Annotated in this window: 14 protein-coding genes; 9 read left to right on the forward strand and 5 right to left on the reverse strand. The window is 32.5% G+C overall.

The genetic code is table 11. The features are described from left to right. The first annotated feature begins 79 nt into the window (after positions 1-79). From dcm to ACLHDE_RS01530, 6 genes are read left to right on the forward strand one after another with little or no spacing between them, the layout of a single operon-like run. Complete coding sequence (gene dcm, locus ACLHDE_RS01505) at positions 80-1,396, forward strand: DNA (cytosine-5-)-methyltransferase (protein WP_415397394.1); 1,317 nt, start codon at positions 80-82, stop codon at positions 1,394-1,396. Then, positions 1,396-2,841 (forward strand): MutH/Sau3AI family endonuclease, encoded by a 1,446-nt coding sequence (locus tag ACLHDE_RS01510; protein WP_415397395.1) that lies wholly within the window; start codon positions 1,396-1,398, stop codon positions 2,839-2,841. The genes dcm and ACLHDE_RS01510 overlap by 1 nt, the downstream gene beginning before the upstream one ends. After that, positions 2,819-3,721, forward strand: coding sequence for a DNA adenine methylase (locus ACLHDE_RS01515; RefSeq protein ID WP_415397396.1), 903 nt, complete (start codon positions 2,819-2,821; stop codon positions 3,719-3,721). Before ACLHDE_RS01510 ends, ACLHDE_RS01515 begins: the two co-directional genes overlap by 23 nt. 26 nt (positions 3,722-3,747) lie before the next feature. Then, entirely contained in the window at positions 3,748-4,437 is a 690-nt protein-coding gene (locus tag ACLHDE_RS01520) for an ATP-binding cassette domain-containing protein (protein ID WP_415397397.1), read from the forward strand. Next, the gene (locus ACLHDE_RS01525; RefSeq protein ID WP_415397398.1) at positions 4,434-6,434 is read left to right on the forward strand and encodes a penicillin-binding protein 1A; all 2,001 of its coding nucleotides are present in this window, start codon (positions 4,434-4,436) and stop codon (positions 6,432-6,434) included. The genes ACLHDE_RS01520 and ACLHDE_RS01525 overlap by 4 nt, the downstream gene beginning before the upstream one ends. Further along, positions 6,431-6,931 (forward strand): hypothetical protein, encoded by a 501-nt coding sequence (locus ACLHDE_RS01530; RefSeq protein WP_415397399.1) that lies wholly within the window; start codon positions 6,431-6,433, stop codon positions 6,929-6,931. The genes ACLHDE_RS01525 and ACLHDE_RS01530 overlap by 4 nt, the downstream gene beginning before the upstream one ends. Here the strand turns inward: ACLHDE_RS01530 and ACLHDE_RS01535 are convergent. From ACLHDE_RS01535 to ACLHDE_RS01555, 5 genes are all read right to left on the reverse strand, one after another. After that, on the reverse strand, positions 6,928-7,740 hold the full coding sequence (locus ACLHDE_RS01535; protein ID WP_415397400.1) for a DUF3187 domain-containing protein: 813 nt from the start codon (positions 7,738-7,740) through the stop codon (positions 6,928-6,930). The two genes, ACLHDE_RS01530 and ACLHDE_RS01535, sit on opposite strands and share 4 nt — an antisense overlap. A 43-nt stretch (positions 7,741-7,783) precedes the next feature. Beyond that, positions 7,784-8,194, reverse strand: coding sequence for a hypothetical protein (locus tag ACLHDE_RS01540; protein ID WP_415397401.1), 411 nt, complete (start codon positions 8,192-8,194; stop codon positions 7,784-7,786). A 71-nt stretch (positions 8,195-8,265) separates the two neighbouring features. Further along, positions 8,266-9,321, reverse strand: a complete 1,056-nt coding sequence (locus ACLHDE_RS01545; protein WP_415397402.1) for a sensor histidine kinase — start codon at positions 9,319-9,321, stop codon at positions 8,266-8,268. Then, complete coding sequence (locus ACLHDE_RS01550) at positions 9,314-9,946, reverse strand: response regulator transcription factor (protein WP_415397403.1); 633 nt, start codon at positions 9,944-9,946, stop codon at positions 9,314-9,316. Before ACLHDE_RS01550 ends, ACLHDE_RS01545 begins: the two co-directional genes overlap by 8 nt. Before the next feature lie 48 nt (positions 9,947-9,994). Beyond that, positions 9,995-10,798 (reverse strand): hypothetical protein, encoded by an 804-nt coding sequence (locus ACLHDE_RS01555; RefSeq protein ID WP_415397404.1) that lies wholly within the window; start codon positions 10,796-10,798, stop codon positions 9,995-9,997. A 98-nt stretch (positions 10,799-10,896) separates the two neighbouring features. On the opposite strand from ACLHDE_RS01555, the gene ACLHDE_RS01560 reads away from it, so the two are divergent. The 3 genes from ACLHDE_RS01560 to ACLHDE_RS01570 are packed head-to-tail and all read left to right on the forward strand — an operon-like array spanning position 10,897 to position 14,177. After that, positions 10,897-12,165, forward strand: a complete 1,269-nt coding sequence (locus ACLHDE_RS01560; protein ID WP_415397405.1) for a DEAD/DEAH box helicase — start codon at positions 10,897-10,899, stop codon at positions 12,163-12,165. Between the two features lie 57 nt (positions 12,166-12,222). Next, positions 12,223-13,959, forward strand: coding sequence for a Na/Pi cotransporter family protein (locus ACLHDE_RS01565; RefSeq protein WP_415397406.1), 1,737 nt, complete (start codon positions 12,223-12,225; stop codon positions 13,957-13,959). Next, positions 13,956-14,177 (forward strand): hypothetical protein, encoded by a 222-nt coding sequence (locus ACLHDE_RS01570; protein WP_415397407.1) that lies wholly within the window; start codon positions 13,956-13,958, stop codon positions 14,175-14,177. Before ACLHDE_RS01565 ends, ACLHDE_RS01570 begins: the two co-directional genes overlap by 4 nt. Position 14,178: the final 1 nt, after the last annotated feature.

Consider the following 14,178-nt stretch of genomic DNA (forward strand, 5'->3'; position numbering starts at 1 on the left):
CAAATATGGCAATTTGTCATATATTTTCAATAAATTTTCTTCACATGCTATTCTTAGTTAAATATAAGTAGGAAGCATTATGAAAATACCGAATTTATTTAGTTTTTATCAAAAAGCGGAAGAACAAAAAATAATGAACATGCAAATATCGCAAAATTATATTAAAACTGTTGAACTATTTGCTGGTGTTGGTGGATTTCGCATCGGATTGGAAAATATAAGTAATCAATCTAAAAGTTTTAAAGTTGTTTGGAGTAATCAATGGGAACCATCTACTAAAGTACAGCATGCTTCACAAATATATGAAAAACAGTTTGGATATGCTAACCATTCTAATGAAGATATTTCAAAAGTTTCAGTAGAAGATATCCCTGAACATGATTTACTAGTGGGTGGTTTTCCGTGTCAAGATTATTCAGTTGCAAGTACATTAAAAAACTCACATGGTATAGTTGGTAAAAAAGGAGTTTTATGGTGGGAAATTTATAGAATATTACAAGAAAAAAAAGATAAAGCTCCTAAATATTTATTACTAGAAAATGTAGATAGACTACTAAAATCTCCAGCAAGCCAAAGAGGTAGAGATTTTGCAATTATACTTTCTTCTCTTAATACTCTTGGTTATTCTGTTGAGTGGAGAGTTATAAATGCAAGTGATTACGGTATGCCACAAAGAAGACGAAGAGTTTTTATTTTTGCTTCAAAAATAGATACGAATTTTTATAATACACTGAAAAACAATGTCGCATCTAATATTCTAAGCAGTAGTGGATTATTCGCTAAAACATTTCCTGTTAAAAGAATAGAAACTGAACAAATCATGACTAAAAAACTAAGTGATGATTTAGTAGATATAACAAATAACTTCAACAAAGATACTCCAAAACAAAATGCTTTTTTAGATACAGGATACATGATAAACAGTGTTTACTATACATCTAAAGTTGAAGTTAATTATGAAGATAAATATTCTGTACTTGGTGATTTTTTACAAGATGAAAAAACAGTACCAAAAGAATTTTACATAAATGATGAAGAGTTAGAGAAATGGAAATATCAAAAAGGATCAAAATCAATAGAGAGAATCAACAAAACTACGGGACATAAATATACATACTCAGAAGGAAGTATGGGATTTCCTGATTGCGTAACAAAGCCGGCTAGAACAATTATTACAGGGGAAGGTGGCGCAAGTGCTTCAAGGTTTAAGCATGTAGTTTGCATTAATGGTAAACATAGAAGACTTACTCCATTAGAGTTGGAGAGATTAAATATGTTTCCAGATAACCATACAGAAGGTATTGCTAATACGAAAAGAGCATTTTTAATGGGTAATGCTTTGGTTATAGGTATTGTTGAAAAACTTGGTAATACAATTATCAAAGGGATTAATTAGTGAATGAGCATAGACTTTATGATAATTCAAATATAGAATCAATTGTCACATATGCAAAGAAATTAGTTAATAAAACAATTAATGATGTATTGAATTTATCTGAATATGAAAATAGATTAAAAATTAAAGATAAAGGTGCTGTTGGTAAAATAATAGAAAAACATTGGTTTAATATTGAGCCAAACAACTCTCCTCAGCCTGACTTTGATAAAGTTGGTGTTGAACTAAAAATAATACCACTAATTAAACAGAAAACTAAAGTAGCTGTAAAAGAAAGAACTAAAGTTTGTAGTATTGATTATAAAAAACTAGTTTCTGAGAGTTGGGATAATTCACATGCAAAAGAAAAACTTAATAAAATCTTGTTTATTTATTGTTTATACGATAAAGAAAATATACAAAATTCACAAATCAAAAAGATTGATTTATGGGAGTTGAGTCAAGGGAATAATGAATTTATTATTAAAGGTGATTGGCTCACTGTTCAAAAAAAAGTCAATAATGGTTATGCTCATGAACTAAGTGAAAGTCAATGTAAAGTATTAGCCGCATCCAGAAGTGGAAGTGGTGGTAAAGATAAAAATGGAAGATTGAAAGATTTAGTTCTTCAACCAATTCAAACCTATAATAAAGAAGCTTTAAAAAGATCATTTTCATTAAAACAATCGTTTACAAATCAACGTTGGAATGAATTAAACAAGAAAATAAAATATGAATCTATTATTGATTCTCTTGAGATAAAAGATTTTAATGACTTTGAAACATCAATATTAAATAAAATTAATCTTTATCAAGGTAAATCATTAATAGAACTATCATCATTATTTAATCTTAGTCTTACAAATAATAGTAAAAATAAAGAAGCTACAATTATTAAAAAAGCTATCGGATTTAAAAGTGTTAAATCTAAAATAAAAGAGTTCGAGCAACTAGGAATACTAGTGAAAACTATCAATGTTAGAAAAAAAGATAATTATTTATTTGAGAATATATCATTTCCTGCAATGATATTCGCTGACTTTGAAGAAGAAAACTGGGAGGAATCAACTTTTAAAAGTTATATAAATAAAATATTATTTATTCCAATATATAAAGAATATGATAAAGCTCCTATGAATGAAAAATACTTAGGAAAAGCTTTTTTTTGGACACCATCAATTATTGAAGAAAGTCTAATTCGTGATGAATGGATTAGATACCAAAATGAGGTTCATATTGGTAAATGTAAAGTTTCAAAAATAATAGTTAACTCTAGAAAAGGATACAAAGAAGTTAGTGGATTATCAAAAGAATCTCAAACAAATATTATCCACATGAGACCTCATGGAAGAGACTCTAATGACAGAGATGAAGATAGCTTAGGAAATAGTATAGTTAAACAGTGTTTTTGGTTGAATAAATCTTTTATGCAACAACTTATAAATGAATCAATTTCTACTAAATAACTATCTAAAATCTCCTCTAAATTACACAGGTGGAAAGCATAAACTTTTAAAACAAATTACACCTTTATTTCCTACTGAGATAGATACTTTTGTAGACTTGTTTGCAGGTGGATGTAATGTTGCTGTTAATGTAGATGTGAAGAGGATTATTGCTAATGATATTAACACAGATATTATAGAGCTTTATGAGTTTTTAAAGCGTTGTGCATCTAGTGATGTTATAGCTCAAATAGAAGATATTATAGACTTGTATGGATTATCAAACACTACAAAATATGGATATGAGAAGTATAAAACATCCTCTTCAAAAGGAGTTGGTACCTACAATAAAAAAGCCTATGAAAAACTAAGAAGAGATTACAATAAAAACCCAACTCCATTGATGTTTTACACAACTTTAGTTTTTGCGTTTAACAATCAAATCCGTTTTAACTCAAAGGGCGAGTTTAATACACCTGTAAATAAAAGAGATTTTAACAAAAATATGAAAAAAAACTTGGAGCTTTTTATAGATAGACTAAATACTTTAAACATATCTTTTAGTAGCAAAGATTTTAAAGATATAAGCATCTCAAAAAACTCTTTTGTGTATATAGATCCACCTTACTTGGCAACACTTGCAGCATACAATGAAAATGGTGGTTGGAATGAAAAAAAAGAGCAGGAGCTTTTAGACTATATGGATGCTTTAGATGCAAAGGGTGTAAAGTTTGCACTCTCAAATGTCTTTGAAAACAAGGGCAATAAAAATAATCTTTTATTGGAGTGGAGTCAAAAATATAAGGTGCATCATCTCGATTTTACTTATCATAACTGTAATTATCAAGCAAAAAATAAAAAGGCAGATAGTACAAAAGAAATTTTAATAACTAACTATTAACTCAAAATTTAGATAAAATATCTCTAATGAAAATCAACAGATTAAAAATAAATTTAGAAGATAAAAAACTAGTAGATATTAACTTCGAGATTAAATCATCATTGGCATTAGTCGGTCAAAGCGGAAGTGGGAAAAGTCTAACACTAAAAGCACTTTTGGGGATGTTACCCAGCAGTATGGCGTACGAGTTAGAAGTAGATTCAAAGTTTGAGCTAAAAGTTGGAAAACATCTCTCTTTTGTTCCTCAAAATCCGTTTACGGCTCTATCCCCACTTACAAAAATAAGAAAACAGTTTTTTGTGGATGACAAAAGAATCCAAGAGCTTTTTGCTCAAGTAGACTTAGATATAGAACTGGCGGATAGATTTGCTCCGGAGCTCTCAGGCGGACAACTCCAAAGAGTTGTTATTGCTATGGCTTTAGAGCAAGAACCAAAACTCATTCTTTTGGATGAGCCAACAACTGCACTTGACCCTGAGACAAGAGTTTTGATTTTGGATCTGCTTAAAAATCTGCAAAAGAAGCATGGTTTTAAGATGTTATTTGTCACACACGATATGAATTCTGCCAATATGATTTGTGAAGAGATATGTGTGATAAAAGATGGAAAGATAGTAGAGAGTGGAAATATGCAGAGTATATTAAATGCTCCACAAGAAGAATATACAAAAATATTAATTGATGCAAATTTTGCAAACAGGGAATTTAGACAATGAGCAAACTTAAAAATATATTTTTAATCATATTACTATTAGGATTCCTATCTCCATTTTTACTTTTAGGATATTTTTTAACTGCATATAGTTATGATATCTCTTCTCTTGTCGATTATAAACCAGATGTAACAACTAGAATTTATGATAAAAATGGCGATAAAATAGCAAATATATTTGATAAAAAACATAGATATTATGCATCTTTTTCAGAGATACCTCCTAGAGTTATTGAGGCACTTGTAGCCATAGAGGATACAACTTTTTTTGAGCATCCTGGTATAAATGTAGATGCTATTTTTCGTGCAGCTGTAAAAGTTATAAAAGCGGGAAGTGCTGTTGAAGGTGCAAGTACAATAACTCAACAACTTGTTAAGAATGTACTTCTTACAAGAGAAAAGAAACTTTCACGTAAGATAAAAGAAGCGATATTTGCTCTTAAGATAGAAAGAGCTTTAAGTAAAGAAAAAATACTAGAGTGCTACTTAAATGAGATTTACTACGGACATGGATATTATGGTATCAAAACAGCAGCAGATGGTTATTTTCATAAAAAGCTTGGTGATTTAACTCTAAAAGAGATGGCTATCTTGGTTGGACTTCCAAAAGCACCAAGTACTTATGCACCTACAAAAAACTATGAGATATCTATGGGTAGAGCAAATCGTGTAATTTCTAGAATGTATGCTCTTGGTTGGATAGATGAAAATGCTTATAAAGAGGCTTTAGAAGAGAGTCCTGAAGTTTATAATGACACTCTTACTCAAAACAAAGCACCATTTATTGTTGATGAAGTTGCAAGACGTGTGTCAGGACTAGGTATAGAAGACATGAAAACAGGTGGTTATGAGATATTTACTACAATCGATATAAGACTTCAAGAAGTAGCAAAAGATGCACTAAAAAGAGCCTATGATAAATCCTTAGAAAGGATAGAAGGTTACAAAATAAGAGAAGCAAAAATACTTGAGACAAATCCCGAATATGAAATATCAACAGATGTAAATACATCTTTACTAAATGGTTCTCTTGTCTCACTTGATTCAGCTACAGGAGATATTTTGGCTCTTGTAGGAAGTGTTGATTATAAGATTTCATCATACAATCGAGCGACTCAAGGAAAGAGACTTCCAGGTTCTGCATTTAAACCATTTATTTATCAAGTGGCAGTTGATCTTGGCTACTCGGGAGCCACTGAACTGGTCGATATTTCAAGAACTTACACATATGAAAAAGATGGAGAAGAGTTAAAGTGGCAACCTAAAAACTATGAGAAAAACTATAAAGGTCTTATATCTTTAAGAGAGGCACTTGTACACTCTAGAAATCTTGCTACTATTAACCTTGTGAATGACATAGGATTACAGCAATTACTAAGAGAGTTAGATAAGTTTGGTATACAAAACCTTCCTCGTGACCTTTCTATTGCTCTTGGAACAATTTCTCTTTCACCTTTAGAGCTTGCAAAATACTATACTTCTTTTGCAAATCATGGCTTGCAAGTAGAGCCACATCTTATAAGTTCTATAGATAAAAATGGCAATACTATTTATGAGAAGACTGAACAGACTCACTTTATAACTGAGCAGACGCAAGCTTTCATAATGACTACGATTTTAAGAGATGTAGTTAAACGTGGTACTGGTAGAAGAGCCAGAGCAAAGGGTATAGAGCTAGCTGGAAAAACAGGAACTACAAACAATAATATTGATGGTTGGTTTGCAGGTTATTCACCTACTATAGAGACTGTAGTCTGGTTTGGAAATGATGATAATACTCCGATGCATAGATGGGAAACTGGTGGTAAGATAGCTGGTCCTGCATTTTCTCAGTTTTACGAAAATATATTAAAACTATATCCTCAGATTCAAAGAGAATTTATTGCTCCTGCGGGAATTGTTGAAGTTGATATTGGCGGTAGAAAAGAGTACTTTAGTGATATTTCTAAGCCACCTAGAACCGAAAATGATGCTAAACCACAAGAGGAGTTGTTATTTTGATAAAAAATATTTCACTAGCGTTGTTACTACTTAGCAGTGTAGCAAGTGCAGAACTGTTTAAAAAGACAAACTTAGGTTTAGGTGTAACTATCGGTAGTGGTACTGTTACTACTGTTAGAGATGGAGAACAAAATTACACGATTATAGGTGTTAATGCTGATTATTTTTTTATAGACAACTTATCTGTAGGTATCGGTTTTATGAGTTGGATGGGTTCAACGCCTACATTAAATCAGCTTACGGTCCCCGTTACTTACTATATACCTTTAAATAAACAATGGCGTCCTTACATTGGAGCATTTGCAAGAAAGACTTATGTAAGTGACGGTTATGATGATTATGAGTCGTATGGTGGAAAACTTGGAATGGCTATGGTTTTATCGCCAAACTCTTATATTGGTGTTGGGCTGATAAGTGAATACCAATCATCTTGCTCAAAGTGGCAAGATGATTGTTCAAGAACATATCCTGAGTTTGTATTCGCCTTATCTTTTTAGAAGTAGTAACCAACTCTTAGAGCTGAATAGTTGTCACTCGCAGTATCACTTAGTCCGTAAGCGTAGTTTAGAGTTGTGAACCAGTGAGCATCTATGTTGTAAAAAGCATTGACAGAGACTGTGTTTACAGTCTCTACATCTTTGTAGACGCTCTCACTGCTGTTGTAAGCTCCACTTATGTAAATTTTTGTAGTCGGATAAAAACCTAAGCCAAAGTTATAAGAGTTAGTATTTTGATACGCTATACTTTCTGCAACTATGTCATCATCATTTATTACTGTATAACTATATCCTCCAAACAAATTTGCATTTTTGAGCATATAACTAAGATTAGCAGATGCAGTAAGGTCTGTATTGTTATTGTTTAGGTCAGACTTATATGTCGGTATGATTGCACCAACACCTAGACGAAGAGTCAAATTCTTAGCAGGATTTAGTTTATAGTATGCACCTATAAATGAATCATTAGTTCCGCTGTTGTTATATGTCGCACTTTGAGAGTTGTAGTATGAAGAACTTGCTTGAAGTGAAAAGTTTTTATAGAAGTAGTCTATCTGTAAGCTTTGAGATATAGTATCTGTGTCTTCGAGAGCATCATAATTAGTATCTGAGTAGTTGATACCAAATATAATATCAAAATGATGCGGCGATTCTAAACTTTTTATAGTACATCCGCTTGTACTAACAAGATCATTAAATGATGTATTTGGACATTTGTCTGTGTTATCATCCACTCCATCCATATCAAAATCACTATAGGCTACAAGAGGTATTAATACGGCTAGAAGGACAAGTAATATCTTAATCATTACATGTCCTTTGCTGAGCTGCTTTAGCAGCGATATTTTTCATTTATTTGTTACCCATAAATCTATTTTGACCCGCTCCGCTTGTACCTGCATTAGTTTTATTTTGTTGCATAGCTTGAGAACCTGCTTGATTTTGTTGCATCTGTTGTGTTCTTTGCATCTCTTCTGTCTGCTCCATCTGATTTACACGGCTTCTTTCTCTTGTTTGAGTCTGAGTTTGAGTTTGAAGTTGTTCACCATCTTTATTCATAGTTGCACGCAGTTCTGCTATAGCTGAATCTCTTTCTTCTGCACTAAGAGCAGAGACAGTCTCTTTAAACTCATTTACTAGTTCTATTCTCTCTTCTTGAGTTTCAGCAGCTCCTATGGCAGCTATTTGCTCATCTATAGTAGCCGCACCTAATGTCAATGCTCCTAGCAACATTAAAGTCGCTGTAAGTTTTAAAGTTTTCATCTTAAATCCTTTTCTTTTGTTTTGATACTGTTATTATCGCATAAGAGTGTTAGCTCAAGGTAAGTCCACTGTTAGTGCAGTGTTAGTTTAGATATATCAAGAGAAAAAGTTGTACTACTCTCTAGTTTGCTATCAACACTTATCTTAATGCCAAGTTCATCACATAGTTTCTTTACTATATGAAGACCAATTCCTATACCTCTATCTTGCTCTTTATAAAATCTGTCAAAGATTCTTTTTGGATTATTTATACCTTTTCCGGAGTCTATGATATTTAGAATTTTACTATTTTTCTCATATACTATATTTACATAACCATTTCTTTTATTGTACTTAGCTGCATTGCTTATTATATTACTGAGTATTCTAGTAAAAGCTTCTTTATTTGTCAAGAGCTTAATATCTTTGGCATCTACACTAAAGTGGATGTCGGTGTAATTTTTCTCTACTAGGTAGACTTGCTCTTTGAGTATGGTACCTAGTTCAAACTCTTCTTTTTGCATATCGTGGTTATTTAGGTATGAGCGCAGATGCTTTTGAAGTGAGAGTACATTCTCTACGCTTTGCTCAATTCTATTTACTTTTTCATTTTCACCTATCTCTTTTTTTAGCATAGAACTGTTAAGTCTCAAAGTAGCTAGTGGTGTGTTAAAATCATGCAGTATGTCTTTTATAAACTCTTGCGTTAGAAGTAGGGCATTCCTAAGAGGGTAAAGTGCGTATATGGAAAACAATATAGATAGTATAAACACGATGGCTAAAACAGCAGAAAACCTCCAAATATTATCACTTTTTAGCTGAGTAATCTCTTTATTATAGCTTTGCCTATCTAAGTGAAGAAGCATAATGTTTTTAGTTGAACCTATTAAGGGATAGTAACTGCTTAGTCCATATTTGTCTTTATACAAAGAATATAGTTCCTCACCTTGGTGCTCTATGAAGTCTATGTGAAACTGCTTACATTTCAAATTAAAGCTACATACTCGCATCTCGGATAAAAGTTTTTCATCAAGTGTATGTATCTCTTTTGTGAAGTTAATGTAAAATAGAGTTCCTATAAGCATGCTAAGTGACGTGAAAAATAGTAAAAAACTTTTTAAAAATGATTCTCTTTCTACTTTATTCAAGAATATATCCTATACCTCTAAGATTCTTGATATCGAGTCCTGTTGTCTGTTTTAGTTTTGTTATGGCTACTCTTAGACCCGTTGGAGACTGTTTTTCTAAACACTCCATAAGTATGTCTTTGTCTAGAACTTGACCTATGTTTTGTATAAATATATCAAATAGTTTTTCTTGTGTCTTACCAAGTGCGAGAACATGTCCATCTTTTTTTAACAGTTTGCTTTGCGGAATATACTCTAAAGAGTTGTAAGTGATTTTTGAACTTTTAGATGCTAGTTTTGCATTTACTCTTATGAGAAGTTCTTGGGGAAAGAATGGTTTTTTTATATAGTCTTGGGCCCCTATCTCAAAAGCTTTTGAGATTGACTCTAAGTCAACTAAAGCACTTATAAATATTGTTTGTGTTTTATCGTCAGCATCTCTAAGACACTTTAAAAGTTCGAGTCCACTTATGTCTGGCACATTGATGTCAAACACATAGAGATCAAAACTATTTTCGTAAGTTTCATCTATAGCTGAGTTTCCAGATGTAACTAAAGTAACATTATAACCCTCTAACTCTAAGAGTTCTTGCAGAGTTTGTGCTAATAGTATATCGTCTTCAAGAAGCAGTATTTTTTTACTCATACTTTTATTATAGGGTATGAATATTAGTGGAGTGTTAATAAGAGCTTATTAGTCTTCTTTATCTTCAGATTTTTTAAGAGATTTGATGTTTATTTTTCTTCCAACTTTTTTTGGTGGATAACTTGCATCTCTCGTAGTTCCATCATGACGGTGGTTTCTTTCTCCGCTTTTTCCAGAGAAGATTGCTTTGCCGTTTTCATCTTTACCTAGATATTTGTTAGGTTCTTTTTTCTTTTTAGCCCACTTATCGTCTTTATCAGATTTCTTAAAGTCTTTTTTAAAATCTTTCTTGTCATCAGATTTGTATTCTTTTTTTGGCTTTGGCTCGCCAGTTTGTTCATCATAACGCTTTTTAGCTTCTTCTTTTATTTGACTTTGAGTCATTTTCTTAGGAGCAGGTCTTGAATCTGTTTTTGGCTTCTCTTTAACTTCATATTCAAAGCCCTCTATGATGTCTTGTTTAATTACACGACCTAAAAGAGTCTCGATAGGGTAAAGAAGATTTTGCTCACTCTCGTTGATAAGAAGAAGAGCTTTGCTTGTTGTGTGAGATAGTCTAGCCATATATATAATAGCCTTAGAAGGTACATCAAGACTGATAAGCAGGTCACAAATCAGATTCTCATCTTTTATAAGAGTTTTGTCATCTAGAACTTCTACATTTTCTAGTGCTTGAGAGTTCTCATTTTGTAAAAATTCTTTAACACTATTAGCATCCATAGATGTTACAACAATGATTTTACTCTCTCTATTGTCAGATATTAGTTTATTTACTAGAGATAATTTCTTATCATTAGGACATGGATGAACGCGGTGATTGTTAGGTTTGATAGTTGGTTGTGTTGATGACATAAGAAGTCCTAAGTAAGCAATTTTAATTATAGTTGCGATTATATCTCACATTAGCATAAATTATGCTATTATAGATAAATATTAAGACTAGGAAATTTATGTCATTCAACAATTTAGGGCTATCGGCTCCACTTTTAAAAGCCATCAAAGAACAAGGCTATAGTGAACCGACTCCGATTCAAAAGCAGGCTATCCCTGTTATTCTGGATAGAAAAGACATCCTTGCGGGTGCACAAACAGGAACAGGTAAAACAGCAGGTTTTACTCTTCCAATGCTTGAACTATTAAGCCGTGCTAAACCTGCAAAAGGCAAGCACCATGTAAAAGCACTTATTTTGACTCCTACAAGAGAGTTAGCAGCACAAGTAGCTGAGAGTGTTGCAGTTTACGGAAAGCATCTTCCATTTAAATCATGTGTAATATTTGGCGGTGTAAAAATAAACCCTCAAATAGTGCAGCTTCGTAAGGGTATGGATATAGTTATCGCAACTCCTGGACGACTTTTAGACCATCTTAGCCAAAAAACTATAGACCTCTCAAAAGTTGACTTTCTCATTTTAGATGAAGCAGACAGAATGTTAGATATGGGTTTTATAAATGACATCAGAAAGGTTTTAGAAGTTCTTCCAAAGCAGAAGCAAACTCTACTTTTCTCAGCTACTTACTCAGACGAGATAAAAAAACTCTCAGATAGACTTCTGAATTCTCCGACACTTATTGAAGTGGCTCGTAGAAACACTGCATCTGAGACGGTAAAACAAGCTGTTTACCATGTAGATAAAGTTCGTAAACGCGAACTTCTTACTCATCTCATAAAAGAGGGTGACTGGAAACAGGTTCTTGTATTTAGCAGAACTAAACATGGTGCAAATCGTTTAGCAGGGCAGTTGGAATCAGATGGCATCACAGCTGTTGCAATTCACGGAAATAAAAGCCAAAATGCTAGAACAAAAGCGTTGGCTGACTTTAAAAAAGGTGAGGTAAGAGTTCTTGTAGCAACTGATATTGCAGCACGTGGAATAGATATAGATCAACTTCCTCATGTCGTAAACTATGAACTTCCAAATGTAAGTGAAGACTATGTTCACCGCATTGGACGAACTGGTCGTGCCGGAAACCAAGGCGAGGCTATCTCTCTTGTTTGTATAGATGAAAACGAGTATTTGGCAAACATAGAAAAGCTTATAAAAAAAGATATCCCAAAAGTATGGTTGAAAGCTTTTAAACCTGACCCGTCTATAAAAGCAGAACCAATCAACCAAGGTGGCGGCGGAAGAGGTAAGGGTGGTAACTCTAGAAATAGACCCCGCAATAAGCCTGCACAAGGTGGTGGTTCATCAAGAGGTTCTTCAAACACAAGAAGATAGATTTAGTGTTATAATATACAAAAAGATTTAGGTTCTACCATGAATTTTAAGAGGTATTTGTTTCCGCTTTTTTTACTTTTGCTTGCTTACATCTTGTTTACAAATGAAGATGTACAAACAATTATTGCTGGGATAACTATATTTTTAATTGGTATGGTTTTTATGGAAGACGGTTTTAAACTCTTTAGTGGCGGAGTTATGGAGTCAATTCTTAAAAAAGCTACATCTAGTGTACCTAAAGCTATTGGTGCAGGTTTTGTAGCTACTGCAATTGTTCAAAGTTCATCTCTTCTTACCATCATCGTTATATCATTTTTAAGTGCTGAACTTATCTCTCTTAGTGGAGCTATCGGTATTATATTTGGCTCAAATATAGGAAGTACAACTACGGCTTGGATAGTATCATCTCTTGGTGTGAAGATAAAAATCGCTCAGTTTGCTATGCCTATGATTATCTTTGGAGTTGTCTTTAGGTTTAAAGAGTCTAAATCATATCAAGGTATTGGAACTATTTTGATTGGGCTTGGATTTGTATTTCTGGGTATTGCTTACATGAAAGATGGCTTTGATGTTATGAGCAATGGCATTAACTTAGCATCTTATGCCATGGATGGTTATCTCGGCGTTTTAGTCTATGTTCTTATGGGGGCAATGGTAACTGTTCTCATTCAATCAAGTGCTGCTACAATGGCTCTTATTATTACAGCTCTTGCAATGGGTCAAATCGAATACTTTAACGCTTTGCAACTTGCCATAGGTGCAAACATAGGTACAACTATTACTGCCATCATAGGTTCTATAAACTCAAATGCAAATGGAAAAAGACTTGCAGTTGCGCATCTTATATTTAATATAGTCACAGCTTTAGTGGCTATTGTATTTTTGTATCAACTTGCATCATTTGTGACATATGCTTCTAGTTTGATAGGTATAGATGCAAAAGATTATGCAATGCAATTAGCATTGTTTCATACTATATTTAACCTTTTAGGCATACTTTTAGTTGCCCCTTTTACATCTTATTTAGTGAAGTTTCTAGAGTCGATTTTTGTAGAAGTTGAAAATGTAGATAAGGCAAAATATCTTGATAATGTAGTCATAAATGTTCCAGAAGCTGCTCTTGAAGCTATAAGAAAAGAGGTAGAACACCTTTATGATAATGCAGTAGAAGTGCTTTCACATGCCCTTTTACTTCATAGGCACCAGTATCTAGGATGTGAAGACATGACAAATGTTATCAAGAACTCAGATAAGGATATATATACAGATATAAACACCTTTTACGATACAAATATTAAAGAGATTTACGGTCAGATAATTTACTTCGCAACTCTTGCTCAAGAAAATATGAGTGAAGTACAACGAAAAAAAGTATATGAGTTGAAAATATCTTGTAGAGATATAGTGGAATCGGTAAAGTATGTAAGAGAGTTACAAAGAAATATAAGAATCTATTTAAATTCTAATAATGAAATCATGAAAGATGAATACAATTTTCTTAGAACAGAGATAGCAGAAACTATAGACTCTATAAACAACATTAGATATCTTGAAGATGATTTGGATGTACTCTCTAGTATTGAACTTCTAAAAAAAGAGATTGATAACTTGAACTTAGTAGAAAATGGTAAGATTGATTCACTTATTAGAACTAATCAGATAAAAACAAAAATGGCAACTTCACTAATAAATGATAGTTCATTTGCTTATGAAATATCTAAAAATTTGATTCATACAGCATCGGTATTATGGATAAAAGATAGCGATATTCAAGATTTAAGGGAGAGTTCATGAAGATAAATAAGTTATTTAAAAAGGCAGAGAAATTTTTTGTATTAGATGAAAGTGAGCAAGAGAAGAAGGAAAAAAAAAGAGAAAAACTTAAATACTCACTTGAAAAAAAGATAGCCTCAGTTAAAAAAAAGATTAAAAAAGCGCAAGATAGTGATGAAAAAAGTGCATTAAAAAAACAGCTTGATGTTTTAGTAGAGTTTCGTGAAAAACTAGAGTAAA

Origin of the sequence: Sulfurimonas iocasae, from assembly GCF_047716755.1 — a bacterium.
GTDB lineage: Bacteria > Campylobacterota > Campylobacteria > Campylobacterales > Sulfurimonadaceae > Sulfurimonas.

What these genes read in the sequence shown, in the direction of transcription:
- ACLHDE_RS01525 (WP_415397398.1), top strand. Translation starts at nt 4,434, where the DNA reads ATGAGCAAACTTAAAAATATATTTTTAATCATATTACTATTAGGATTC.
- ACLHDE_RS01540 (WP_415397401.1), bottom strand. Translation starts at nt 8,194, where the DNA reads ATGAAAACTTTAAAACTTACAGCGACTTTAATGTTGCTAGGAGCATTG.
- ACLHDE_RS01570 (WP_415397407.1), top strand. Translation starts at nt 13,956, where the DNA reads ATGAAGATAAATAAGTTATTTAAAAAGGCAGAGAAATTTTTTGTATTA.
- ACLHDE_RS01535 (WP_415397400.1), bottom strand. Translation starts at nt 7,740, where the DNA reads ATGATTAAGATATTACTTGTCCTTCTAGCCGTATTAATACCTCTTGTA.
- ACLHDE_RS01515 (WP_415397396.1), top strand. Translation starts at nt 2,819, where the DNA reads ATGAATCAATTTCTACTAAATAACTATCTAAAATCTCCTCTAAATTAC.
- ACLHDE_RS01520 (WP_415397397.1), top strand. Translation starts at nt 3,748, where the DNA reads ATGAAAATCAACAGATTAAAAATAAATTTAGAAGATAAAAAACTAGTA.
- dcm (WP_415397394.1), top strand. Translation starts at nt 80, where the DNA reads ATGAAAATACCGAATTTATTTAGTTTTTATCAAAAAGCGGAAGAACAA.
- ACLHDE_RS01555 (WP_415397404.1), bottom strand. Translation starts at nt 10,798, where the DNA reads ATGTCATCAACACAACCAACTATCAAACCTAACAATCACCGCGTTCAT.
- ACLHDE_RS01550 (WP_415397403.1), bottom strand. Translation starts at nt 9,946, where the DNA reads ATGAGTAAAAAAATACTGCTTCTTGAAGACGATATACTATTAGCACAA.
- ACLHDE_RS01560 (WP_415397405.1), top strand. Translation starts at nt 10,897, where the DNA reads ATGTCATTCAACAATTTAGGGCTATCGGCTCCACTTTTAAAAGCCATC.